Here is a 24,551-nt window from a genome sequence, read left to right as displayed (position 1 = left end):
ACGCCTACGCTTGGTTGGGACGAGAGATTCATTTGGATCTCTCGTCTTTTTTCATGTCCAGGTTGTAGGACTGCTATTTGGACAGCGTCATCGCCAGATGACGACCCAGATCGTTAAGCCGCTGAAGTTGACCATGGAGTGTCATATGCGAACGTACGTCCCTTTTTTACTCTTGGCATTAACCCCGTATGTGAGTGCCGAACCCCTTCCGCGTTACCTCAACAGCAACGACACCCTGCAGTCCCTGCCAACGCCCAACTTGCCGGTGGATGCCTATCGCCCGCAGACGCCTGCGCTGGAACTGCCTAAACCGGGTGCCGCTGAATCTCAGCCGTTATTGATGGGCACCAAACTGACCATCCGTAAATTGCAGATTGAAGGCGGTACGGTGTACCCGCTGCAAGAGTTGGGCGCGGCGTATAAACCGTTACTGGGGCATGAAATCACCTTGGCCGAATTGATTGAGGCCACGCGCAGCATCACCCAGCGTTACCAAGCCGATGGCTACTTGTTGTCGTATGCTTTTTTGCCCCCGCAGAACTTTGACCAAGGATTGGTGCGCGTGGTGTTGGTCGAAGGGTATATCCGTGATTACAAGGTCGATGGCGATGTAGGGCGGGTCAAAGGATTTATTGATGAACTGGTCGATAAGCTCAAGGGTGAGCGCCCGTTGACCCGCAAAACCTTTGATCGATATGCCACGCTGATGAGCCGGATTCCGGGTGTGACCTTGCAGGCGCAAGTGCCTCCGCCGGGCACCACGGATGGTGCGGCAACCCTGCATGTCACTGCCAGCCGCAAACCTTTCACCACCAGCATGAGCATGACGGAAGGCAGTCGTGGCAGTACCCAGGCCTTGTTTGGCGTGAGCAGCAACTCGCAAACTGCCATGGCCGAGCAACTGACCTTGAGCGGATTGTTCCCGCCCGGCAACGACAAAGAGCACTACTACCGTCTCGATTACAGCCAATACCTCAACGCCGAAGGCACGCAGTTGAGCCTGTATGGCGCGCGTTATCGCAGTGATCCGGGCACCAACATTGCCACCAGTGATGGCTTTGAGCTCAAGCCCCATCGCGAGAATGATCGTTTTTCGATTGGCGTCAGCCACCCGCTAATTGTCGCGCCGGACCAATGGCTAAGCGTCGCGGGCCGCTTGTACGGGGTCAACGACAAGACCGACTATGAGGTGGTCGGGTATTCGCAAAGTATCAGTGAAAAAACCAATGTCCGAGCACTGGCCTTTGAGGGTGACTGGCGCACGTCCACGGCCAGTCAGTTGCGTATTGTCAGTGGCGGTGTGTACCAAGGTATTAATGGTATGGGGGCCAAGACCGAGAGCAACTTGACCGGCACTCGCTACGACTTGGACTTCTTTCGTCTGCGCGTATCTGGGGTGCAAAGCGATACCTTCTTCGACAATTGGCAAGGTGTGATGTCGGGTGCGTTGTATTGGACTGACGACAGTTTGCCGAACAGTGAGCGTGCTGCTTTTGGGGGGCAGAACTTTGGTCGCGGTTATCCCGATGATCAGGCCTCCGGTGATAAAGGCTGGGGCGTTGCGTATGAACTCAACTACAGCGTTAACCGCGAAGGCGAGTGGGTGAAATTGTTACAGCCGTATGCCGTTTTGGACAGGGCAAAAACATGGTTCAATGAACTTCCTCTTAAAGGCTCTGATATGTCGTCTGCTGCGGTTGGGCTGCGTTTTGGCGATAAGCGTTATTACAATATTGCAGTGGAAGTTGCTAAGCCAATGTCGGATATGGCACTGGACAGTTTTAATCGTCGGCCACGCTATACGTTGAGCTTTAGTTATCAGTTGTAAGTCTGTTTAAACTTCCCAGGGTTGTCATCGTTTGATGTGTTTGCGTGCAGGTATTCAGGCGCGTGACAGATCAAATGATCACAGCCTTTATGGGAGTTTATGGGTAATAAAACGGGGAATGGAGCGTTATAAAACAGTGGGTATCGGGAAGAGAGTGTCGAGGGTGTTAATCAGGCGCACGTGATAGATGGGCTTGCGAAACAGGTCCAGAACCTGCAAGCGCAAGAGGTCACTGACATCGTTCATGTCGGCGTGCCCCGATATGACGATGACCGGTAAATGCTGGCGCGATGTGTGTTTGCGCAGGCGCTGAATCAGCTCAATGCCGCTTTCCTCCGGCATACGGAGGTCGGTGATGACCAGTGCAATGTCTGGGTGTTGGGTCAACTGTTGAAGGGCGAGTGTGACTGATGTTGCCGTGAAGCAACAAAAGTTCTCGCCCTCCAACAGTTCAGCCAACTCCAGCAGTGCGTCTTCTTCGTCATCCACCAAGAGCAACTGTTGGCGTGTTGAGAAAGGAAGCATGCCCATTACTCTTAGTCACCCATGAATCAAGCTGTTTTCAATCCTGCCGTGATCTTGGTAAAGATACTGGTGACCTCTGTTTGCACGGCCGGTGATAACCCAGCAATGACCACCGCCACCATCGCCGCAATAATGGCGTATTCAATACCCGACGCACCTTCTGTTCGTTGAACAAACAGTTTGGCTTGGCGTGTCAGGAATACTTGGGTAGTGACATATACGGTAAGAACAGTATTTAAAAACATCTGACATCTCCTTGGTGCACCGGGGGAGGGCACTGCGTCATTGTGATACTGCGTGGTTCCCATTTGCCATTACAGAATTGGCAATAATTAATGATTCAGCAACTGTAATAACTAACTAATCAGAAAGTATTAATCCTAAAGAGTGCCGGGAAAAATGTGTGCTGAATCAAGGTAATCAGAATGTATTAAAGATTTTTAGTTCCACTAATGGCATTTTGATTTGCGTGCGCTATTTTCAAATAGCGAAACGGTTGTAACAGCGTTGCCTGTTCATAACTGCCTGAGTGCGAGCGGGTCATTTATCAGCAGTGCGCAGTCAAGAAGAAGGGGAGTGTGTTTATGAACAATCGACGTAGTTTAATACTGGCAGGCGTGCTGTTTGTGGGCGCCATTGCCACCGGTTACTGGGGGCTGGTGTTAAGCCGGCAACAGCCGGTTGCTGCCGTTCCGGTCACAGAGGTCGTTGAGCAAGGTGTGGCCGCCGTTGAGGACAAAACCCTTAAGCTAGTGGTCGTGCTCACCCGCGATGTGCCACCCCACGTGGCGCTGATAGCCGATGACCTCACCGTAGAAAAATTGCACACAGCACCGATTGGCAGCTTCTCCTCGCTTGATCAGGCGGTGGGTCGCACACCCTGGCGCAGCCTCAGTGCTGGTACGTGGCTGAATGAGCAAAGTTTTGAAGTGGGTGGGCCATTGGCGCGAATGATTCGTCCTGATGAGCGCGCTCTGGCAGTAGCGATTGACGAAGTCATCGGCGCCGCAGGGCAATTAACACCAGGCGATTACGTCGACGTTCTTCTGTTTTTGCGCCAAGACACGGCCAACCCGCAACAGTCCGCGCAGGTGGTGCTGCCCGCCGTGCGGGTGTTGAGTGTGGGTGATGAGATGGGCCTGACCAGCGACGGCCAACCGGCCAATCCCCCGCTGAATGCCGAAGAGGCTTTGAAGCAAACACAACGCCGCGTCGCTGCCCGGACCGCAGTGCTGGCCGTTCCCGAGCCGTTGCTGGATCAACTGATGCTTGCCACCCAGGCCGGGACGCTGCGCTTGGCCGTGCGCAGTGCCCAAGAGCAGCGCCTGAGCAAATACTGGGCAGGCGAAAAAGAGGCCTCGAGCAATCTCGATAACGCTAAGCGCAGCCTGTATCAGTTCAACCAGTTGTCCATGGTCAACCCGGTAAAAGCCTCGGTGCCCGGTCATTACGGTGTTCCTCGGCCACGCGGTATTGAAATTATTCGCGGCAATCAAGCGGCCAAGCAGCCTGGTCAATAAAATCCTGATCTACAAGGAAGTCCACCATGAGCGAACGTCGCGTTGCACTGTACAAACGAGTTGCCTGGACATTGGTCTTGAGCAGCTTAACCGTTGAAATGGCGTTGGCCGCCTCGAACAATTGCACCGCGCTTGGGCAGTTGCCTGCGGTGGTGGAAGTGGCCCAAGGCGCCCAGCAAGCACTGAACTCCCCCGTCAGCATTTCGCGCATTGCCGTGGGCGACCCAAGCATTGCCGATGTGCATGCCAATGGCAGCAATGACTTTTTGCTCACCGGTGTGGCGCCGGGCACTACCAGCCTGATGGTCTGGACTGCCTGTTCGAAGTCGCCGCGCCAAAGCATGGTATTCGTCAAAGGCAGAGCCACTGAAGGCTTTACCAGCAGCGCATTGCCACCGTCTGCCGATGCGACATTGCCCAGCCAGGTGCAAACCGATATTCGTTTTGTTGAAGTCAGCCGCACTAAGTTGCAAGAAGCCAGCACCTCGATTTTCGGCATGGGCAAGGACTTTCTGTTCGGATCACCGGGCTCATTTATCAGCAATGCCGAGAGCGTCATAACCGGTGGGCCGGTGGCTAACGGCAAGTACTTCAACATTGGTTTTGGCGGTGGACGGGTCAAAGCCATGATCAATGCGCTGGAAGGCAGTGGCTTTGCCTACACCTTGGCGCGCCCAAGTTTGGTCGCATTAAGTGGGCAGAGTGCAACGTTTCTAGCGGGTGGCGAAGTGCCTATCCCGGTGCCCAGCAGTGGCAGCGATAACGTTTCCATCGAGTACAAGGAGTTTGGTATTCGTCTCACGCTGACCCCGACGGTAATAGGGCGTGATCGGATCTTGCTGAAAGTGGCGCCCGAAGTCAGTGAGCTGGATTACACCAATGCGGTGACGATTGCCGGCACTGCGGTGCCGGGGCTGAATATTCGGCGCACCGATACCAGCATTTCATTGGGCGATGGTGAGAGCTTCGTCATCAGTGGCTTGATCAGCTCGCGAAACAGTTCGCAGGTCAATAAATTTCCGGGGCTTGGCGACATTCCGGTACTCGGCGCGTTCTTCCGTGATTCGAACATCAGCCGCGAAGACAAAGAACTGCTGATGATCGTGACCCCGCATTTGGTTCAGCCGCTGGCAGCTAACGCACAGTTGCCTAATCTGCCTGGCGAAAATCTGCGCAATTATGACCCTAACTGGTATCGCCTGTACTTCCTTGAAAACGGCAATTTCAACCGCCGTAGTGGGTTATCCCAATGAGCCAGAGCCTAAGCCAGACGTTTCTCGCGCTGACGCGCAACAACACGGACCTTGAGTGGTTACAAGGTGCGCTGGCGCCGCTGGGGCAAGTGGTGGGCGCCGGAAACAGTAGCCTGGATGAGTTGCTGGCGTTGATTGACGTGACCTTCGCCGGCTTGGTGTTTGTGGGGCTGGACCGCGAAAAAGTGGTGTCACAGTGCGCGTTGATTGAAGGTGCGCTGGAAGCCAAACCGATGCTGGCCATTGTCGCGTTGGGCGACGGCATGGATAACCAGTTGGTGTTAAATGCAATGCGTGCCGGGGCGCGAGACTTTGTCGCCTACGGCTCGCGCTCCAGTGAGGTGGCCGGGTTGGTTCGGCGCTTGAGCAAACGCTTGCCGCCGACTGTGCCGAATACCGAGTTGGGTGGTTTGACGGTGTTGTTCAGCGCGCAATGCAACGCCGATGGTGCATTGGTCGCCAGCCACTTGGGATTGGAAGTGCAAAAGAGCGGGCAGAACACCCTGTTTCTAGATTTAGGGGTTCCGCGGGGCGACGGCCTAGCGTTGCTGGGCCTAGAAAGTTCGTTCTTTTTTGGCGATGCCCTGCGTCATTTGCGTCGTCTGGACAGCACCTTGATCGACAGTGCTTTTACCAGTGCGCCGGGTGGCATGCGCGTCCTGGCCAGCAGTGCCAACGATGAGCCGGTGGAGCAGACCAGCGCCGCCGAGTTGTTCATGTTACTCAGCGCCCTGCGTCAGCACTTTCAACACATCGTGGTGAACCTCACGGGGCAACCGGACGGTGAGGCCTTACGGACCTTTGTCAGCCATTGCGACAAATTGCTCTGGTACACCGATCAGAGTGTGCTCGATTGTCGACGCAATCTGGACGTGCTCAGCGTGTGGCGTGCCAAGGGTATGAAGCTGGAACACGCCGCCTTGGTGGTCGACCGTTACTTGCGCGGCGTTGCCCCGGATGCTGATGCGCTGGCCAAAAGTTTTGGTTTCCCGGTGATGGCCACGTTACCGCTGAGCCCCGAGTTGCGGATCAATGCCAAGAATCAGGCGGTGACGCTGTATGAGTTGGCACCGCGCGAGTCCCTGTGTCAGGGATTGAAAAAAATAGGTGATCAGTTGGCGAAGCGTTCGCTGTTGCCGGGGCAGTCTTCTGACGGTTCCGGTCATTGGCTGAACCGCCTGTGGGGGTCGAAATGAGCAATGAGCAGTTGTTCGGTTCTGGCTTGTACAAGGATGGGCGTGCCGATCACGACGGCCTGAAACTGGTACTGCACCGTTACATCATTGATGCCCTTGAGGAGAGCGGAAAAAACCTGCTTGAAGATTCGCGCCACGCCTTGTCGCAGTTTGTGACGGATCGTGTGGCTGAATATGTATCGCGTCTGCACCTGGCCATTTCGCGCTATGAGATGGAGCGGCTGGCTGAAGAGATCGTCGATGAACTGACCGGTTTCGGGCCGCTTGAAGTGCTGCTTCGCGACCCGGCTGTGACCGAGATTCTGGTGAATGGTCCGCACCGGGTGTTTGTGGAGCGTGCGGGGATTTTGAGCCAGAGCGATCTGCGTTTTATCGACGATCACCACGTTGAGCGGGTGATGCAACGCATTCTGGCGCCGCTCGGTCGGCGTCTGGATGAGTCGTCACCCATGGTCGATGCGCGCCTGCCGGATGGTAGCCGGGTTAACGCGATCATTCCGCCGATTGCGCTGGACGGCCCCTGTTTGTCGATTCGTAAGTTTCGCAAAGACATGCTCAAAAGCAGCGACTTGGTGGCGATGCAAACCATCGATCAGGCGATTTACGAATTTTTCCAGGACGCGGTGGGCAAGCGTTGCAACATCTTGATCAGCGGCGGTACCGGTACCGGTAAAACCACGCTGCTCAATATTCTGAGCCAACTGATCAACCCGCATGAGCGTCTGGTGACCATCGAAGACGTGGCTGAATTGCAACTGGCCCACCCGCACGTGGTGCGCCTTGAAACCCGCCCGCCGAATGCCGAAGGGCATGGTGAAGTCAAATCCAGTGACCTGATTCGCAACGCTTTGCGGATGCGTCCTGACCGAATAATCCTCGGCGAGATTCGGGGCGTGGAGGTGCTCGACGTGATGACCGCGATGAACACCGGTCACGATGGTTCGATGAGTACGGTGCACGCCAACACCGCACAAGATGCCTTACTGCGCCTGGAAACGCTGGTCGGTTTGACGGGCCGTTCTGTGGCAGAAAAAACCCTGCGCCAAATGATTTGCGCCGCCTTGGACGTGATCATCCAACTGACGCGCATGCCGGACGGTCGGCGGTGTGTCAGTGAAGTGCTGGAGGTGGTCGGTGTGCGTGACGATGTGTACGTCACCAACACGCTGTTCCGCCTCGACAAGCGCACCGGCTTTGGCTTTATGCGCGAAGCGCAGAACCCGGCGGGCGACAAATTACGCCGCGATCCCATTTTGAATGCCAACGGCTAAGGGGCTGAACATGACTCCCGCCTTAGTGCTTTTTACGATCAGTGTATTGATGTTCGGGATGTCGATGAACTTGGCCTATCGCACCCTGCGTGATCCGGCGACCCATCGGGTGCTGGACCGCTTGACCGAAGGCTTGCCGCAAACGGCTGAAAAAGCGCCAGGTATCGCGTGGCTGGATCGGGCGTTTTTACAGGCCGGGCTGGGTCGCCCTTCGGAGCGCCTGGGCGTGTGGTTGAGCCTTTGGCTGGGGGCTGCGCTGTTGGCGGGACTGCTGGGGGGCTGGGTATTCCTGCTTGCGTTTGTGGTGCTGCCACCCGTTGTGCTGAAACTGTTTGTCAGCTGGCGCTACCACCGCAGGGTTCGGCGCATGGTGGAGCAACTGCCTCAATTGCTTGATCACTGTGTACGCAGCTTGAAGTCGGGCCGCACCTTGTCCGATGCCGTATTGACTGCCATCGAGGCGGCTAATGAACCGCTTAAAAGCAGCATCAGTCGGGTGTCACGTAACGTGCAGTTAGGGGTGAGCTTGCCTGAGGCAGTACACGATTTTGCTGAGCTGTATGAGCGCGACGAATTTCGCATGTTCGCCCTCGGGCTGAAGGTTAACCACCGTTATGGCGGCAATGCCAGTGAGCTGCTGACAAACCTGATGGTCCTGATTCGTGAGCGCGAACAAGGAGCCCGCAAGCTAAAAGCCATGACGGGTGAGACCCGTGTAACAGCGTGGGTTTTGGGCCTGCTGCCGGTGCTGGTGGTTGGCTATTTTATGCTCACCAACCCGGGCTACATGCTCAAAATGTGGCATGACGTGGGCGGTCAGCACATGTTGCTAACAGCTGTTGGCTTGCAACTATTGGGCAGTTTTGCCCTGTGGCGCATGGTGCGGAGCGTATGACATGGTCTATCTAATTTGCGCAACTCTGCTGCTCGGCGCTCTGGGGTTGTTGATCAGCCACATGGTCCAAGAACGTATGCGCCAGCAGCGAGTGATGCAACGGCTGGACGGTGAAAAAACCGGGCCGAGCAAGCTCCGACTCTGGATGCGAGCCCTGGGTGACAGCAAATTTGGGCAGCGCTCAGTGTCACTAGACACCGAAACCCAGACGCTGCTTAACCGTGTGGGTTGGCGTAGCGCGAGTCAACGCTCACTGTTTGCGGCGTTTCAGATCGGCACGCCAGTCGCGTTCGCCGGGCTGGTGTTTTTAGGACATGAGGTGTTCTTTCCGCGCTCGGGCAACCAGTTAGTTGTGCTGCTGTGCGCGTTGGCATTGGGCTATCTGATCCCTAAGCGAATGCTGGCTTACGTGGCGAAAAAGCGGCAGGAAGAGGTGGCGATAGAGGTGTCGACCTTCATCCCCTTGCTGCGCATTTTGTTTGAGTCAGGCATGGCCGTTGAGCAGGCACTGCGGGTGCTCAGTTCGGAGGCGCGGCAGTTGCTGCCGGTACTCACCGGCGAGTTACGGCTGATTCTGTCTCGCGTCGACTCAGGGTTGGAGTTGAGCCAGGAACTGAGCAAAACCGCGAGCATGCTGCAGGTGGATGAGTTCAATGACACCTGCGTGATTCTTCAACAATTAATTCAGCAGGGGGGTGGCGCGATGAAATCGTTGCAGACCCTAAAAGAGCTTCTTGATGATCGGCGTATGACCCGTATGGAGGAATACATCTCCAAAATGTCCGCGAAGATGTCGGTGGTGATGATGGCGTTTCTGTTCCCGGCGCTCATGATCGTTTTGGCTGGGCCGAGCTTTGTTGCTATCTCACGCGCGTTTACTTCTTGACCTGGAGTCTGTCTATGAAAGCCATCATCGCCGTATATGTGTTGTTGCTGTTGGGCGGGTGCGCGACCGGAGGCCAGAGCAATCCGCCATGGCTGTCCTTAACCGAAGGCAGTTGCGCCAAGTTGAGTGGCGATCAGGAACTGTCGATGAACCTGGCAGACGATATGGCCAAGGAAGGCAAGTTGCACGCCAGCCTGGCCAACCTGCAAAGCCTGCCGGAGCGTTATTCACAGGTGCAGTTGCGCAAAGCGCGGATCTATCGCCAGTTAGGGCGCAGTGAGGCCGAGCCGTTGTATCGCGGGTTGCTGGGTACGTGCCTGGCCGCTGAAGGTGAGCATGGTTTAGGTCAGTTGGCTGCAGGGCGAGGCGATAACACACAGGCCGTGGCGTACCTGGAGCGGGCGGCGCGGATGGCGCCGACCGATGACAAGATACGCAATGACTTGGGGGTGGTGTACCTCAACCAATTGCGTCTTAACGAAGCGCGTTTTGAGTTTTTGACTGCCCTGGAACTCAAGCAGACGGACTCACTGGCGGCACTGAATTTAGTGACCTTGCTGATTTATCAGGATCAGTGGAAACAGGCCTCCGAACTGGTGACACGTGCCGGGCTGACACCTGAGCAAGTGAGTGATGCACAGAGCAGGGCGCAGGCTCTTAAAACCCAAGCCCGGCCATCCAGCAGCCAGGTTGCTGCGATCAAATAATGCGGTGGAGGTATGCCATGAAGTTGAGTATTCGCGTGGGTCTGTTGTTGGCTGTCATGCCGTTGGGCGCCTTTGCCATCGAGCCTGGGCCATCGTCGAAAAACCAGCAAGAAACCGAAAACTGGTTGCAACTGCAAGTCAGTGGCCGCGCCCAGTCGCCGGTGAGTCAGACGGCTACTTCGGCAGAGCGCGAGCGCAGCCTGCAACGCTGGCTGGACAGCTACACGCATCCGATCCCTGAGTATTACAAGCAGAGTGAAGGTGGTAAGGCCAAGCAGGAGTGAGGTGAATAACTGACCGTAGGTGCTGCCGCAGACTGCAGCAGCGCCTCCGGGGGGAGTGGCGCTAATGCGTAGATTGCCGATGCTGCTGGCTTGACGCGCTAGGTGATAACGCGAGGGCCAGTTGTGTGCGGTTATTCATGTGGGTCAGGCGCAATACTTGCGACACGTAGAGTTTGACCGTGTTTTCGGTAATGCCCAGGTCACAGGCGATCTGGTAGTTGGTCTGGCCTTTGCCCACGAGCTTGGCAACATCCAGTTGGCGCGGTGACAGCTGTTTGAATATGTGTGGGATCTCACCTTCGACTTGAACCTGTACAGGAGGTGGGGAAGGCACGTTTTGCTCGGGGCGCAACACGGACTCCATGTCGTGATAAAGGCCGTCGATAGACTCGGCTAGAAACTGCATTTTCTGATTCAGGTGGCCCAGATGTTCAGTTTTTTTACGCTCCTGCAATACCGCATCTTGGCGCTTGATACCTTCAAGCAATTCGTCCAGGTCGACCGGCTTTTGATAGTAGTCAGCAATACCAATGCGCAGGGCTTTGATGACGTCCTGTTTATCGGCTCGGCCGGTCAGCAGGATGCTTTCAAACAAGCGGCGTTTACCGGCAATTTTTTGCAGGTGCTGAGTCAACTCGATGCCGTTCATTTCAGGCATGTGCAGGTCGCACAACACCAGACCTATCTCGGGATCGGCGACGAAAGCCGCAATCGCTTCACGACTGGTGACGCAAGGCACACATCGGTAGCCGCTGCTTTCCAGAAATTCGCTGAGTTCTTCGACGATCAAAGGTTGGTCGTCGACCACAAGTACTTTTACAAGAGAGGTGAGCTTGTTCACGCGTTACTCCATGCCTGGCAAGCCAATCTAGGGCGTCCTTGCCATTCAGTTGAATGGGTTGGTTTTTAAAACATAGACGTACTTTCTCATGCTGTACATCAAATAAGTCCTACGTTTTGACTAGGGTATACACACGCTCGTTACCGTGAAGCCGAAGAGCAGAAAAGGCGCAAAAGGCAATTTTTTTGACGTTTTCATTACGGATTTATTGCAGTGAGGGCTAAGCCGTTGATTGCACAAAGACCGAAACTTTGGCGCCAGCCAATACCACAGCCCGGCGCCCAAACCCGCGCCGATAAAGGTGCCCAGCAGCATCTGACGATCGGTTGCCAGCGCCAAGGCAATCAGCAGTTTTACATCGCCTGCGCCCAGTTTGTTCAAGGCATAGCCGGGCAGGGTCAGCACTAGTGCAATCAACAGCGCCCAGCCCCCTTCGCCTGCACTGGCACCGAGCCAGGTGTGGCCCGTGATGAGCATGTACAGCAGCGCCAGCGCCGCTGCGCCAAAGGTCAGGCTATTGGCAATCTGGCGCTGGATCAGGTCTTGGACGGCACAGGCGATGAGCCACATGAACACAACAAGAAAGTGAATCACGTATTAAACATCCCTTTTTTACGAATGATTCTATGATGATATTACGGTCGATTGGCAGGGTAGACGCAGTCATGAAAACAGGCCTTCCTCAGAAGCAAAAAGGTGCCGTCGCGATTGAATTTGCGTTGGTATTTGTGATCTTTTTCGCAGTTCTCTACGGCGTTGTGAGCTATAGCTTGCCGTTGTTGCTGATGCAGTCATTCAACAATTCGACGGCTGAGGCCGTGCGACGAAGCGTGGCTGTCGACCCGACGTCACTGACGGATGCAGCCTACAAAACGGCAGTGGAAAAGGTGGCGACGGACGTGCTGACGGACAAACTCTCCTGGGTACCGAATGCTGTGCGAGGCTCTGTGCAGAAAACTGCGGCGTACAACATATCGACCAAAATGCTGACGGTGACGGTCACACTTCCGTCCACCGCGTTGAGCAGCATCATGCCAGTGCTCAAATTGCCGGGTATCACGGTCCCCAGCTTGCCGGACAATTTGCAAGCCCAGTCGAGTCTGCAATTTTGAATCGCGGTGACGGGGTATTTGAGCGGTTACTGGGTCGGTCCAGCGAACGGGAGCCTGGGTTATCTGGCCAACAGTCCCGCTCCGAAGCGGGTATTCAACTGGTTCTTGATCATCAAGGGCACGTCTTGGAAACCCATGGCCTGCAACGTTATGGCTTGACGCGGGGCCGGGGTGACGGCGCGCCGCGTCTACTGATCGATTACATGGTGCCGGGCAGCACAATGGCGCTTGAAGGGGTACCGGCAGATTGGGTCGGCCAAAGCCTTGATCTCGATTTTCAATGCGTGGGTCTGCGTGTGGTGCACACCCGTGGCTGGGTTCAGCCGCAGGCCGATGGCTGGCTGTTACAGCTGCTGGACATCAGCGATTTAAGGCTCGGCAGTCAGCAGGCGCGTAGCCGTGAGCAATGCACGCAACTAACCCTGCGGGTGGGCGAACAATTACGCCAATGCGGTTTTGCGCGCTTGTCTGACGTGGCAGATGAAGCGCTGCAAAACTTGGCCCAGCATGGACGCGTGCCCTCCATGGCGCTGGCGCTGCGTGATGAGTCTCAGCCCGGTTGGTACCTGTACAGCGCCTACCATGCGTTTGATGCCCCAACGCTTTGGACGGCTGGGCAAATGCTGGGCGGCTTGTTTGACCCGCTCACCGGCTCGTCTCCCCAGCGGGTTGAACGTGACGGCAATCCGCGCCTAAACGATCTGTTTGGCAATGCCGACGGTGTGCTGGTGCCTTACTACGATCAGCAAGGGTTGTCGGCTTGGCTGCTGCTGGGTTTTTACCCGGCATCGTTACATGGTCCGCAGATGAGCACGAGCGACTGGCTGCAAGTGTGTGCGGGTTTGGCTGGGCCGTTGCTGGACCGGTTGCGTGGGCAGCAACACGAGCAGCAACAAGCGCGCACGCAAGCCTTGCAAGAATTACTCGGGACCGGTTGGTGGGAATGGTCCACGGACCTTCAACACATGCAGTTGGCCCCACAGTTGGGCACCCGCTTGCTGTCGACGCAGGAGCCGCTGACACGTGATGCCTGGCTGGCGCTGTTTCATCCTGTTGATCGCGACGAACTGAACTACCGTTTCAATGAGTTGCTGGAACATGGCAAAACGTTATTGTTCTGCGCACGGCTGCATCTACCTCGGAGTGCCCAGCCAGCACCGTGGTACCGGGTTCAGGGCCAGGTGCTGGACACCGGCCCGGAGCGGCGGATTGTGGGTTTTATGTTGGACATCAGCGACATTAAAAATCAGCAGTTACAGGCTGACGCCGCACACGCCAGGCTGAATAATTTGATCGCCAGTTCGCCGGCAGTGATCTATGTGCAGCGTTATGACGAAGGCGTGTTGTTGCCTGAGTTCTTTAGCGACAGTTTGCAGCCATTGCTCGGCTGGACGTTGGCCGAGAGCACTGAGGGCGGGCTGATCGAGTGGATTCATCCCGACGACCGCGAGCAATATTTTGAGCGCACTCGCACATTGCTACGCAATGGCAGCGCCCGTAGTCGCTATCGCTTGCGTGATCGAAGCGGCAATTATCACTGGCTGCTGGATGAAGCCAAATTATTGCGCGATGACGTGGGTTTGCCGGTCGAAGCCGTCGGGCTGTGGCTGGACGTCACAGAAGCCACCGAGACGGCCGAGCGGGTCACGCGCAGTGAAGAGCGCTACCGGATTCTGGTCGAAGATTCCCCGGCAATGATTTGTCGTTACCAGCCTGATTTGACCCTGACCTTCGGTAACCAGCCGCTGGCCCATTACCTGGAATGCACCACCGAGCAACTGGCGGGGATCAACCTGGGCAGTTGGCTCTCGGCCGAACAGCGCGAAGCGTTTGTGCAGCGCATCGCACGGTTAAGCCCGGAAAACCCGGTCAGTGCGGCCGAAATCAGCCTGCAACTGCCGGGGCGTGAATACGCTTGGTGGGTGTGGTCCGATCGAGGCGTATTTGACCCCGAGGGCAACCTCTTGGAAGTACAGGCCGTGGGCCGAGACAACACCGAGGTGCGTCGCTCGCAACAGCAACTGACCCACAGCGCCAAAATGGCCACCCTGGGTGAAATGGCCACCGGCCTTGCCCACGAGATCAATCAGCCGCTGAACGTGATGCGAATGGCCGTTGTCAATGTGCTCAAACGCCTAAGCAACGGCGATGTGCAGGTCGACTACTTGCAAGACAAACTCTCGCGTATCGACTCACAAATTCAACGTGCGGCGCGGGTGGTCGACCACATGCGAGTATTTGGCCGCCGTTCAGAGGTCGAGCAACAAGTGTTCAACCCGGTGCAAGCGCTGGAAGGGACGCTGGCCTTGCTCGGCGAAGGCATGCGGGGCAAAGGCGTTGAGTTGCGCAGTGAAAATCTGGAGAGCACATTGTTGGTTCGCGGCCACGCCGACCAGTTGGAACAAGTGCTGATTAACCTGTTGGTCAATGCTCGCGATGCACTGATGAGCAAGCGCGAAACCGACCGTGAGTTCAAACCTTGGATTGCCCTGAGTGCCGAACCGTGTGGCAACTGCGTGCGCCTGTGGGTGGAAGACAACGCGGGCGGAATCGACCCGCGTTTGCTGGAACGGATCTTTGAGCCGTTCTTCACCACCAAGCCAATTGGTTTGGGCACGGGGCTGGGGTTGTCTGTGAGCTACGGCATCATCGACAACATGGGCGGGCGGTTAAGCGTCTGCAATACCGGGCACGGGGCCCGGTTTTGCGTGGAGTTGCCGGTGGTTGGTCAGGCTGGGTTGTCAAAGGACTAGTTGAGCGCGTCCGCCTTGACCGCAAGTTAGGTTGGCGCCGACTTCTACTTTATTCAGATCAATGCCAAGAAATTTTAGGATGTTATCCAATATCGGGTCCACAATCTGGCTCAGCAACGAACTTAGAAGATTGCCTAAGGCAGTTGTTAAGCCATTTAGGATATCGCCTACGCCAACTAATAGATCTCCTAGAACACTGCTGCCGGTTGGTTTGTAGGCCTGAATTTGTATACCGGCTAAGGTGGACTTCAGACTGCCCACGAGTTGTTCTGTTTTTTGGGGGAAATACAACGGCTGGAGTTTTACGTCCGGAGGCTGGAGGTAAATATGAGGGGCAGGGTTTGTAGTAAGACTGCCAATAGTAGTATCGATTTTTAGACCTATTCCTCCCCCGTAAAATGGTTTGCGGGTTTTAGGGTCGCAATTCTTGAGCACAAGTCCGGTGCAGGTGATTGCGCCAATGTCAACTATGGTTAAGGGATTGACTTTGACATCGGCAGTCGAGGAGAAGGCGCTGTCCATATCGGCGACGCTTCCAACCTTGACCTTTATAAGGGAGGCATTGGTTTGTGCTGTAAGTGACTTGGCAGATGTGCTGGAGCAAGAATAGTCAGTGACATGGCTGTCAGCACTCCCGATTTCGATCACCGCACTAATAGTTTTCGAATCGGAAAAAATCCTAAGACTTGTTTGTTCGCACGAAAAAACCAAACATAGAACAGATTTGAGTGTGCCTGCCAGGTTCAGGCTCAGCAAGTTGGTCAACGTATCTGAAAGTGGGCCTACTAGCTGGTCGAGCGCACCATTGATAAGTGGGTTATCCAAGACCGGCAGACTCAAAGATGCACCAACCCTAACTTGTGCAGTGCGCACGTATATTTGGCTACCAGGTAACGTTGGGTTTGCTTTGGCTTTTGCAGGGTCGCCAATGGCAGAAAGTTGAGGCGGCTCAATTATCTTAATTTTTACCCCGCCGTTAATTAAGTTTGGAATGTTGACGGGGATGCTCGCTGAAATGCCATTATTTTTATTAGCTAATTGTACGAAAGCCTCTGCTAGCTGAAAAATGTTAATGTTTGCATCTAATCCTGAATTCAGGGCCCCTGTTTGTAGTTTTAATATGTCGGCTAGCTTGACTTGAGTGCTGCCAGCGATGAGTTTTAATTTTGTTAGGCCGTCAACTGCAATGCTGGTGGTTGTTCCATTGGCAGTTAAAACTGTAATTGCAGTGTCAATTAATTTTGTGAGTTGGAGATTTGTGTTGAGGACGTCGTTATATCCTCCAGCGTTTAATTTTAAGTCAACAGCGAGCTGGTCAAGATAACTCAATAAATTTATTTGACTGTCTACTAGGCCTTGGTAGCCCCCAACTCCGATATTTAGGGTTCCTCCTAACAGCCCCCCCCAGACAATATTAAGTAGCGCTGATTGGCTTGAAGTAACAGTGATGATGGTATTTTTTATGGTCAGTTGTGCCAGTAACCCCTTAGGTGATGCCGCCACTGCACTCGCCGTCAATTGGGTATCGAGATCAATCCCCTGTTTTGTCAGCAAGTTCCACAAGCCCCCAGCCACACTGGTGTGAACGGTGGTGGTCGCGATGACCCGGATAGCACTGGATTGATTGGCGTCGGCTTTGAAGGTGCGCAAGTTATCAGTGCCGGTCACCAGGGTGCCGCAGGTGGGGCTTATTTTTTGAGTACCGCCCGGCGTGAAGTTGTTGCGAGTGGCGCTGGCGTTAACGTAGGTGGTGGCTGTACCCGCAGAACAACTGCCCCCCCGAGTGACCGCTTCGAGCGCAGCCATGTCTGCTACCCGTTGCAACTTGCGCTGCTCAAAGTACAGTCGCCCGCTGTCGATCACCAATAACATAAAGAGCAGCACCATGCCGAGGGTGAGTGCCGCCATTAAACCAATTGCACCGCGTTGTTGTTGCGGGGCCTTGAAATGCATGCCGCGTAGTTGGGGAGACATCGAGCACTCCTGATGCTGGGACATTGCCCAGCGCTAACGCTCCAAAGTTTCAACGAGTGTAGCCAAGATGTGATCGCTGCGTTGGCAAGTTGCCACTTTTATCGGGGGTGTGTGAGCAATTAATCAAAAGGAGTCGAGAAGTGGTGCAAGGCATTGCCTGAAAAGCAACTTACTCACGAAAGTATTAATACATCCTGCTTATATACTTCGTGAGTAAGTTGGCCGTTATAAAGTTGTAAGGCTTACTTGGGTGGGTAGTTACTCAGGATTTTAGTCACCGCTTCACGGATGGCCGCGCTGCGTTCTTGCGGTGTCGGGCTGTTGTTGAGGATTTTTTCAGCGCTGCCACGCCAGACTAGCCTGCCGTCTTTGGCGTCGGTCAGGTCGATCTGTAGGGTGCCCACCTGATAGATCACATTGCGGGTTTCGTTGTACGCCGGGCGCCAATACCCTTCCCATGGCCCGCCCCAATAACCACCCCAAGGCCCGCCCCATGGGCCGCCATAGCCGTAGTTAGTCACCACCTGTTCCTGGCGGTTGGCAACAATCAGGTAGGTCTGCACAAATAGGTCCGGCTTGGCGCCGGCAGCCACCGGGCGCAGGCCGCGTTGGTCCAGTTGGCTGCCAACAGCCTGAATAATCCGTTGCTCGGTGAGGTCACTTTTGAGCATCGGGTTATTCGGTTGGTACTGCACGGCAGGGTCTTTCCAGGCCCAGGTTCGGAACTGGGCGAAATCCACAGCTGGGTTGAAGTCGTTGGTCACCTGCATGCTTTCGCAAGCACTGAGCAGCAGGGCCAATCCCAATAACGCAATGCGCCGTAACATGATGATTTCTCCGCTTAAAGAAACAGTCTTAATGGGGAGGATAAGCCTGCACTGCCTTGTTCAGTGATTCGCGCAGGGCGTCACCGCGTTCGCTCAGGCTGCCTTTACTGCTGGTCTCTGCACTTGAACTCCAGACCGGTTGACCGGTTTTCCCGTCATACAAGTTGATGCGTACCACCATCACTTCAACTTCGTAGGTACGCACTACCGGTACGCTGTTGTACATGCCGTACTGGTTGCCGTAGCGACCATAGCGGTCGCCGTACATACCGCCATAACCATAGTCTTCCTGAACCTGACGCAGACGTTTTTCTGTGTGTAAATCTGCGCTGACCCACAGGTCTGCTGGACGGTTGGGGCGTGCTGGCCGCAATCCGCGCTGGTCCAGGGCGTTACTCACGGCTTCGGCAATTTGTGCCGAATCGGCCCATGCCGAGCCCGCAGGCAGTCGGCCATTGAGCCAAGCCCAGCTTTGATAACGGCCGTAGTCCCGTGGCGCTGCCGGGTAGGCGCTCAAGTCTAGGGTGTTGGCCGCTTGCGCCGGGGCGGGTTGCATCGGCAGGGAGCTGGCGGTGTAAGGGTTGGGGCTTTGGCACGCCCCTAATCCAAGGCTTAGAACGAGCAAGGCAACGCGGCGATACATCAGGTACTCCTCGAACAGGGGGCTTAAACCGGGCGGCAAACCCAATGCAGATAACGTCCCAGCCCGGCAAACGCAGGATGGCGACGATGGGCCAGTTCCATTTCAACCAATGCTTGCAGCTCGGCGCGAGCTTGAAACTCCACGGGCATGTAATCGTGAAACACCCGTACGCCGCTTTGCGTTTCAACTGCCCACAGGCCTTCAAGCGCAGTCGCCAGCTCTCGCGGATCGAGCGGTTGTTGCGGGGTGAGGCTCTGCTTTTCGCCCGCCATGTCGTTCTTGCGCATTTTGCGGAAGTGGCCTTTAAGCAAGTTGCGATAGATCAGCGCGTCGCGGTTATAAAACGCCAGCGACAACCAGCCGTCTTTGGCGGTCAGTTGGTGCAGCACGGGCAGAATCGCGTGAGGTTCGGCCAACCATTCCAGCACGGCATGGCACAGCACCAGGTCGTAGGGCTCGGTCAGTTGCCCCAGCAATTCTTGCCACGGTGCCTGAATAAAGGTGCCGGTCTGGCCTGCCTCGGCAAAGCGCTGACGCGCGCCTTCGAGCATAGGCGCGGCGGGCTCTGCCAAGGTCACATCGTGACCTTGTTGAGCCAGCCACAGCGACATATGGCCAAGGCCAGCGCCGATGTCCAGCACGCGCAACGGGCGCTGCGGCAGTGACTCTTGAAGGTCGGCTTGAAGCACGGCCAGGCGAATGGCCCCTTTGGCGCCGCCATAAATTTTCTCGGCGAAGCGGGTGGCCAGTTGATCGAAGTGACGGTCACTCATTTGCTGAAACGCCTTTCACTGTCGGCCAATTTGCTGCGCACCACTTCGTTCATGTCCAGCCCCAACTCACTGCATAACAGCAGCAGATACAGCACGATGTCACCGACTTCCTGTCCGGCATGGGCCAGCGTGTCGGCGGGCAGTTGGCGTGATTGGTCTTCGCTGAGCCACTGAAAAATTTCCACTAACTCGGCCATTTCGACACTGGCCGCCATGGCCAGGTTTTTCGGGCTGTGAAATTGTTTCCAGTCGTTGTTATCGCGAATGCGGTGCAGGCGTTGAGTGAGTTCGTCGAGGTTCATCGGGGGTGGGTTCTCCAGAAGGAGCAAAGCTTGCGGCTGAATAAGAATTGGTGCAAGTGAAAGGCATTAGCTACAGGCACATATCCCCTACAGGAGATTCTAGGCTGCGCTGCAAGCCGATTTCGTAGCAGTTGCCGAGCTTGCGAGGCTACGTCCGATTGCGAAGCGATCGTAAACCCTAAGTGCAGGATTTAACTGATACACCGCAGTGCTTGATTTACGACTGCTGCGCAGCCGGACGCAGCCTCGCAAGCTCGGCAGCTGCTACGAATTTTCGCGCTCCATAGATGATCCATTAATCAACCGGCCGCCACTGCCCGACTAAATGTACCAAGTCCCCATGCCCATTGAGCTGGAAGTCGCCACTGGAACCCGCATCGCTGCTCAGCAGGATGACTTCACTGGGCAGGCGTACCGGCTTTTTAAATGCCACGTTGATCTCGACATTGGCCGCTGGCAAATGCGCGGTCAGCGCGGCTAACGCACGCGCCTTTAGCCAAAGCCCGTGGGCGATGGCGCTGGGCAGGCCAAACAGTTTGGCGCTGGCGGCGCTCAGGTGGATTGGGTTGTAATCCCCAGACACTTTGGCGTACTGGCGGCCAATACTGAGGGGGGCGTACCAGCGTGTCAGTTCGGTTAACGCCGTCGGGGCTGGCGTTGTGGTCTGCGGCACGTCGCCCGGCAACTTGACGCCTTTGCACAGCAACGTACTTTCGGCTTCCCACAGTGGCCCGAGCAGATCATCGACCTGAGTCACGACTTCGAACGTCGCGCCTTTGGGGTGTTTTTGCAGGTTGTGTACAGACACACCGATGCGCAGTTGCGTCACGCCGCCCATAGGGCGCAGGACCCGAATCCGGTTGCTCAGATGAATCAGACCGAGCAGCGGGAAGGGGAAGTCCTTGTCAGTCAGTAACTGCATTTGCAGACCAAAGGCCAAAACATGGGGATACGTCGGCGGCAACAGTGGGCTTGGCGCTAAGCCGCAGGCATCCCGAAAAGCATCCAGCGGCTTGGCTTTAACCTCGACCCAGCAGCGTAATCCTTGCTCCGGGAGGGTGTTGCCGGTGATCTTGCGCTTGGCTGCTGCGTAGGCATACAGCGCAGGTAGAGATGGCGGGCTGTCGAGGTCGAGCCACTGTACGGTCATGGCTTAGGCCCCCAGTACGCTTTGGCCGCACACGCGCAGCGCTTGCCCGCTGACGGCACCCGAGCCCGGCTGGCCTAGCCAAGCCACGGCTTCGGCCACGTCTTGTGGCAAACCGCCCTGACCCAGAGAACTCATGCGACGCCCGGCTTCTCGCAGGGCAAACGGGATATGCGCGGTCATTTGGGTTTCGATAAAACCGGGTGCCACGGCGTTGATGCTGATGCCGCGCTCGCCCAGCAGTGGCGCCCAAGCTTGGGCCAGACCGATCAGCCCGGCTTTGCTGGCCGCGTAGTTGGTTTGGCCGCGGTTACCGGCGATACCGCTGATGGAGGCGAGCAAAATCACCCGACCGTTATCGCGCAGGGTGCCGCTGTCCAGCAGGGCTTTGGTCAGCACTTGGGGCGCGTTGAGATTGACCGCGAGGACGGCATCCCAGAATTCGGGCGTCATGTTGGCCAAGGTTTTGTCACGGGTGATACCGGCGTTGTGCACCACAATGTCGACGCCATCAGGCAGGTGCTCGATCAATTGCGTGGCTGCATCGGCGGCGCAAATATCCAGTGCAATGCTGCGCCCACCCAAGCGAGCGGCGAGTGCTTCGAGGTCATTTTTGGCCGGTGGCACGTCGAGCAAAATCACCTCGGCGCCGTCGCGGGCCAAGGTCTCGGCAATCGAGGCGCCAATGCCACGCGCCGCGCCGGTGACCAAGGCTTTGCGCCCGGCCAGCGGGCGAGTCCAGTCGGCAACCTGAGTCGCACACGGGCGCAGGCGCAATACTTGGCCACTGATGAACGCGCTTTTTGGGGAGAGGAAAAACCGCAGCGCGCCTTCGAGCTGATCGTCGGCACCTTCATCGATATACAACAACTGCAACGTGCCACCATTGCGCAACTCTTTGGCCAGTGAGCGGCTAAATCCTTCGAGGGCGCGCTGTGCGCTGGCGGCAAAGGGGTCGCGCTGGGTGTCGGGCGCACGGCCTAAAATAACGATGTGCGCGCTGGGCCCAAGGCTGCGCAGCAGCGGTTGGAAGAACTCGCGCAATTGCTTGAGTTGGTCGGTGTGCAGCAACTCGCTGGCATCAAACACCACGGCTTTTAATTTAGGTCCTTGGCCAGGAATCCACGGGTTTGCCTCCCACGGCCCAGTACCGTAGCCGAACACGGCGTCGGTGAGTTTGCTGGCAAATCCGCCGACCTTGGCTGCCAATGCGCCACCGCCTAGCAATAGTGCGCCGTCGACTGGGCGCAGTCGGCCTGCTTGCCAGCGCTCTAGTCGTACCGGCGACGGAAGCCCTATTGCACCCACCAGGCGATGGCCGATGGATGAGTTGGCAAAGTCGATATAACGGTCTGACATGGAACACTCTCCGACAGATGGGGTTCAAAGGATTGACCACAAACATGTCATGGTCGTTCGTTATCAGCGATAAGACCTACGCTTGTAACGATCAACGGCTTTGAAAGAATAGGGAACATCTTATGAGTTTGCGTCGTGTAGCCATTATTGGCGGTAATCGAATTCCATTTTCCCGTGCCAACGGGCCGTACGCGACCGCCAGTAATCAGGCGATGTTGACGGCGGCGTTGGAAGGGCTGATCGAGCGCTACAACCTGCATGGGCTGCGTATGGGCGAAGTGGTGGCCGGGGCGGTGCTCAAGGACTCCAGAGATTTTAGCCTCACCCGCGAGTGCGTACTGGGGTCGCGTCTGTCGCCGCAAACCCCAGCCTATGACCTGCAACAAGCTTGTGGCACCGGGCTAGAAGCGGCGTTGCTGGTGGCCAATAAAATTGCCTTGGGGCAGATCGAGTGCGCGATTGCCGGTGGCGTCGACAGCGCTTCGGATGTGCCGATTGGCTTGAATGACGGACTGCGCCGATGGTTGTTGCAGTTGAAACGGACCAAGGCGCCTCTGGACAAGATCAAAACCCTGCTTCAGTTGCGCCCCCGTTTCTTAAAGCCTGAGTTTCCACGTAATGGCGAACCCCGTACCGGATTGTCGATGGGCCAGCACTGCGAGTTAATGGCGCAAACCTGGAACATTCCGCGCACCGAACAAGATGCCTTGGCCTTGCACAGCCACCAAGCGCTGAGCGCGGCGTATCACGCGGGCTGGGAAGATGACTTGATCACCCCGTATCTGGGGTTGAGCCGCGACAACAACCTGCGCCCGGACCTGACGCTGGAGAAACTCGCCGCCCTTAAGCCGGTGTTCGATCGCACAGGTAAAGGCACGTTGACGGCGGGTAACTCCACGCCGCTGACCGATGGCGCTTCAGTGGTTTTGCTCGCCAGTGAGGCCTGGGCCAAAGAGCGCGGGTTGCCGATTTTGGCTTATTTGCGAGATGGCGAAACGGCTGCGGTCGATTTCGTCCATGGCGCCGAAGGTTTGCTGATGGCCCCGGTGTATGCGGTCCCACGGCTTTTGGCGCGCAATGGCCTGACCTTACAAGACTTTGACTACTACGAAATTCACGAAGCGTTTGCTGCGCAAGTGCTGTGCACCTTGAAAGCTTGGGAAGACGCCGATTACTGCCAGAAAAGACTGGGGCTGGACGCGCCGCTGGGTTCAATTGATCGCAGCAAACTGAACGTCAAAGGCAGCTCATTGGCAATTGGGCATCCCTTTGCCGCGACCGGAGGGCGGATTGTGACCAACCTGTCCAAATTGCTCGCCACGGCCGGGCAGGGACGAGGCTTGATCTCGATCTGCGCGGCGGGCGGTCAAGGTGTTACAGCGATTATTGAGCGTTAATTGGCAGGCACCGCCGCTTGGTTTTGCTCCGCTTTCTCCTGACGGTTCCGGCTGGCGTAGCTTTCTGCCATCACGGAACACACGATGAGTTGCAGCGGGTGGTAGATCATGATGGGCAGCAGAATCAGGCCAATCCCAGGGTTGGCGCCGAAGATCAGCGCGGCCATCGGCGCACCGGCGGCGAGTGATTTTTTGCTCGCGCAGAACACGGCCGCGATCTCGTCTGCGGTGCTGAATTTGAGGGCGCGGGCGGTGCGGGTGGTCATGTACAGAATGATGGCGAGCAATATCGCGCTGCCGACCAAGGCGCTGAAAATCACCGATGTGCCTTGCTGTTGCCACATGCCCGAAACCATCGAGTTGCAGAACGCGGCGTACACCAGCAGCAAGATCACCACTTTGTCGCAGATGTTGGTGTAGCGCTTGTGGCGGGCGAAAAAACGTCCGAACAACGGGCGTACCAATTGACCGAGCACCAGCGGCAACAAGAGCATGGCGCACAGGTCGAGCAAGGTTGAGCCCAGGTCGATACCGCCCGAACCGCTGCCCACGACAAAGCTCACCAGCAAGGGCGTCAAAAATATCCCCAGGACGCTGGACAGGCTGGCATTGAGAATTGCCGCCGGTACGTTGCCGCCTGCGCTGCCGGTGAGGGCCACCGATGAGGAAATGGTGGAGGGCAGGGCGCACAGGTAGAAAAAGCCAAGCATCAGCAGGGGCGGAATGTGTGCCCCCAGTAGCGTGTTGGCGGCCACCCAAATCAGCGGAAACACAATAAAGGTGAAGCCTTGAACCATCAGGTGCAGGCGTATGTTTTTAAGGCCGTGACGAATTTGCTCGCTGGACAGGTTGACCCCGTGCAGGAAAAACACCAAAAACACGCCAACATTGATCACCACCTCTGCGTGCATTGCTCCGCCCGTGCTACCGAAGGTCGGAAATAGATAGGAGAGAAATGTCGCCACCAACATGCCGCACAGAAACCAGTCTGTGAACAAACGTTTGAGGTGTTTGAAGATATGCATCGCGGGCACCAGAACATTGTAAGAATTGATGAC

General features: G+C 56.3%; 24 protein-coding genes. 12 read left to right on the top strand and 12 right to left on the bottom strand.

The features are described from left to right. Positions 1-145: 145 nt before the first annotated feature. Positions 146-1,828, top strand: coding sequence for a ShlB/FhaC/HecB family hemolysin secretion/activation protein (locus tag B347_RS0105880; protein ID WP_019408774.1), 1,683 nt, complete (start codon positions 146-148; stop codon positions 1,826-1,828). Positions 1,829-1,954: 126 nt separating this feature from the next. On the opposite strand, the gene B347_RS0105875 is transcribed toward B347_RS0105880, so the two are convergent. Further along, positions 1,955-2,359, bottom strand: coding sequence for a response regulator (locus B347_RS0105875; RefSeq protein WP_019408773.1), 405 nt, complete (start codon positions 2,357-2,359; stop codon positions 1,955-1,957). 20 nt (positions 2,360-2,379) lie between these two features. After that, on the bottom strand, positions 2,380-2,598 hold the full coding sequence (locus B347_RS0105870) for a Flp family type IVb pilin (protein ID WP_019408772.1): 219 nt from the start codon (positions 2,596-2,598) through the stop codon (positions 2,380-2,382). A 339-nt stretch (positions 2,599-2,937) separates the two neighbouring features. On the opposite strand from B347_RS0105870, the gene cpaB reads away from it, so the two are divergent. The 8 genes from cpaB to B347_RS0105830 are packed head-to-tail and all read left to right on the top strand — an operon-like array spanning position 2,938 to position 10,365. Beyond that, positions 2,938-3,873 carry a Flp pilus assembly protein CpaB gene (cpaB, locus tag B347_RS0105865; protein WP_019408771.1) on the top strand — a complete coding sequence of 312 codons (936 nt, stop codon included), beginning with the start codon at positions 2,938-2,940 and terminating at the stop codon, positions 3,871-3,873. Between the two features lie 26 nt (positions 3,874-3,899). Then, positions 3,900-5,126, top strand: coding sequence for a type II and III secretion system protein family protein (locus B347_RS0105860; protein WP_019408770.1), 1,227 nt, complete (start codon positions 3,900-3,902; stop codon positions 5,124-5,126). Beyond that, the gene (locus B347_RS0105855; protein WP_019408769.1) at positions 5,123-6,322 is read left to right on the top strand and encodes a protein TadZ; all 1,200 of its coding nucleotides are present in this window, start codon (positions 5,123-5,125) and stop codon (positions 6,320-6,322) included. Before B347_RS0105860 ends, B347_RS0105855 begins: the two co-directional genes overlap by 4 nt. After that, positions 6,319-7,593 (top strand): CpaF family protein, encoded by a 1,275-nt coding sequence (locus B347_RS0105850; protein WP_019408768.1) that lies wholly within the window; start codon positions 6,319-6,321, stop codon positions 7,591-7,593. The genes B347_RS0105855 and B347_RS0105850 overlap by 4 nt, the downstream gene beginning before the upstream one ends. A gap of 10 nt (positions 7,594-7,603) precedes the next feature. Beyond that, on the top strand, positions 7,604-8,488 hold the full coding sequence (locus B347_RS0105845; RefSeq protein WP_019408767.1) for a type II secretion system F family protein: 885 nt from the start codon (positions 7,604-7,606) through the stop codon (positions 8,486-8,488). A gap of 1 nt (position 8,489) precedes the next feature. Next, entirely contained in the window at positions 8,490-9,374 is an 885-nt protein-coding gene (locus tag B347_RS0105840) for a type II secretion system F family protein (RefSeq protein ID WP_019408766.1), read from the top strand. 14 nt (positions 9,375-9,388) lie between these two features. After that, positions 9,389-10,081, top strand: a complete 693-nt coding sequence (locus B347_RS0105835) for a tetratricopeptide repeat protein (RefSeq protein ID WP_019408765.1) — start codon at positions 9,389-9,391, stop codon at positions 10,079-10,081. Between the two features lie 17 nt (positions 10,082-10,098). Beyond that, positions 10,099-10,365 (top strand): DUF3613 domain-containing protein, encoded by a 267-nt coding sequence (locus tag B347_RS0105830; RefSeq protein ID WP_019408764.1) that lies wholly within the window; start codon positions 10,099-10,101, stop codon positions 10,363-10,365. A 61-nt stretch (positions 10,366-10,426) separates the two neighbouring features. On the opposite strand, the gene B347_RS0105825 is transcribed toward B347_RS0105830, so the two are convergent. Both B347_RS0105825 and B347_RS0105820 read right to left on the bottom strand, forming a co-directional pair. Further along, the gene (locus B347_RS0105825; RefSeq protein WP_019408763.1) at positions 10,427-11,206 is read right to left on the bottom strand and encodes a response regulator transcription factor; all 780 of its coding nucleotides are present in this window, start codon (positions 11,204-11,206) and stop codon (positions 10,427-10,429) included. A 120-nt stretch (positions 11,207-11,326) separates the two neighbouring features. Next, positions 11,327-11,800 (bottom strand): prepilin peptidase, encoded by a 474-nt coding sequence (locus B347_RS0105820; RefSeq protein ID WP_019408762.1) that lies wholly within the window; start codon positions 11,798-11,800, stop codon positions 11,327-11,329. 71 nt (positions 11,801-11,871) lie between these two features. Here B347_RS0105820 and B347_RS0105815 point away from each other — a divergent pair, with 71 nt between their 5' ends. After that, positions 11,872-12,318 carry a TadE/TadG family type IV pilus assembly protein gene (locus tag B347_RS0105815; RefSeq protein WP_019408761.1) on the top strand — a complete coding sequence of 149 codons (447 nt, stop codon included), beginning with the start codon at positions 11,872-11,874 and terminating at the stop codon, positions 12,316-12,318. After that, a complete protein-coding gene (locus tag B347_RS0105810; protein WP_019408760.1) occupies positions 12,315-15,071 on the top strand; it encodes a PAS domain-containing sensor histidine kinase in 2,757 nt (918 codons plus the stop codon). The genes B347_RS0105815 and B347_RS0105810 overlap by 4 nt, the downstream gene beginning before the upstream one ends. Here the strand turns inward: B347_RS0105810 and B347_RS0105805 are convergent. The 7 genes from B347_RS0105805 to B347_RS0105775 form a co-directional block, all read right to left on the bottom strand. Next, complete coding sequence (locus B347_RS0105805) at positions 15,060-17,045, bottom strand: pilus assembly protein TadG-related protein (protein WP_019408759.1); 1,986 nt, start codon at positions 17,043-17,045, stop codon at positions 15,060-15,062. The two genes, B347_RS0105810 and B347_RS0105805, sit on opposite strands and share 12 nt — an antisense overlap. A gap of 242 nt (positions 17,046-17,287) precedes the next feature. Next, on the bottom strand, positions 17,288-17,872 hold the full coding sequence (locus B347_RS0105800) for a DUF4136 domain-containing protein (RefSeq protein ID WP_019408758.1): 585 nt from the start codon (positions 17,870-17,872) through the stop codon (positions 17,288-17,290). 28 nt (positions 17,873-17,900) lie between these two features. Further along, complete coding sequence (locus B347_RS0105795; protein WP_019408757.1) at positions 17,901-18,515, bottom strand: DUF4136 domain-containing protein; 615 nt, start codon at positions 18,513-18,515, stop codon at positions 17,901-17,903. Between the two features lie 23 nt (positions 18,516-18,538). Next, the gene (locus B347_RS0105790; RefSeq protein WP_019408756.1) at positions 18,539-19,288 is read right to left on the bottom strand and encodes a methyltransferase domain-containing protein; all 750 of its coding nucleotides are present in this window, start codon (positions 19,286-19,288) and stop codon (positions 18,539-18,541) included. Then, a complete protein-coding gene (locus B347_RS0105785) occupies positions 19,285-19,590 on the bottom strand; it encodes a MazG-like family protein (RefSeq protein WP_019408755.1) in 306 nt (101 codons plus the stop codon). The genes B347_RS0105790 and B347_RS0105785 overlap by 4 nt, the downstream gene beginning before the upstream one ends. Before the next feature lie 295 nt (positions 19,591-19,885). Then, positions 19,886-20,740, bottom strand: a complete 855-nt coding sequence (locus B347_RS0105780; protein WP_019408754.1) for a MaoC family dehydratase — start codon at positions 20,738-20,740, stop codon at positions 19,886-19,888. Positions 20,741-20,743: 3 nt separating this feature from the next. After that, positions 20,744-22,096, bottom strand: a complete 1,353-nt coding sequence (locus B347_RS0105775) for a 3-oxoacyl-ACP reductase (protein WP_019408753.1) — start codon at positions 22,094-22,096, stop codon at positions 20,744-20,746. A gap of 122 nt (positions 22,097-22,218) precedes the next feature. Here B347_RS0105775 and B347_RS0105770 point away from each other — a divergent pair, with 122 nt between their 5' ends. Beyond that, positions 22,219-23,493, top strand: coding sequence for an acetyl-CoA C-acetyltransferase (locus B347_RS0105770; RefSeq protein ID WP_019408752.1), 1,275 nt, complete (start codon positions 22,219-22,221; stop codon positions 23,491-23,493). On the opposite strand, the gene B347_RS0105765 is transcribed toward B347_RS0105770, so the two are convergent. Then, positions 23,490-24,518: a bile acid:sodium symporter family protein gene (locus B347_RS0105765; protein ID WP_019408751.1), complete on the bottom strand. Its 1,029-nt coding sequence runs from the start codon at positions 24,516-24,518 to the stop codon at positions 23,490-23,492. The genes B347_RS0105770 and B347_RS0105765 overlap by 4 nt on opposite strands. Positions 24,519-24,551: the final 33 nt, after the last annotated feature.

Origin of the sequence: Pseudomonas psychrophila HA-4 (assembly GCF_000282975.1) — a bacterium.
Classification (GTDB): Bacteria; Pseudomonadota; Gammaproteobacteria; order Pseudomonadales; family Pseudomonadaceae; genus Aquipseudomonas; species Aquipseudomonas psychrophila_A.
This window is presented reverse-complemented; position numbering and strand designations above follow the sequence as displayed.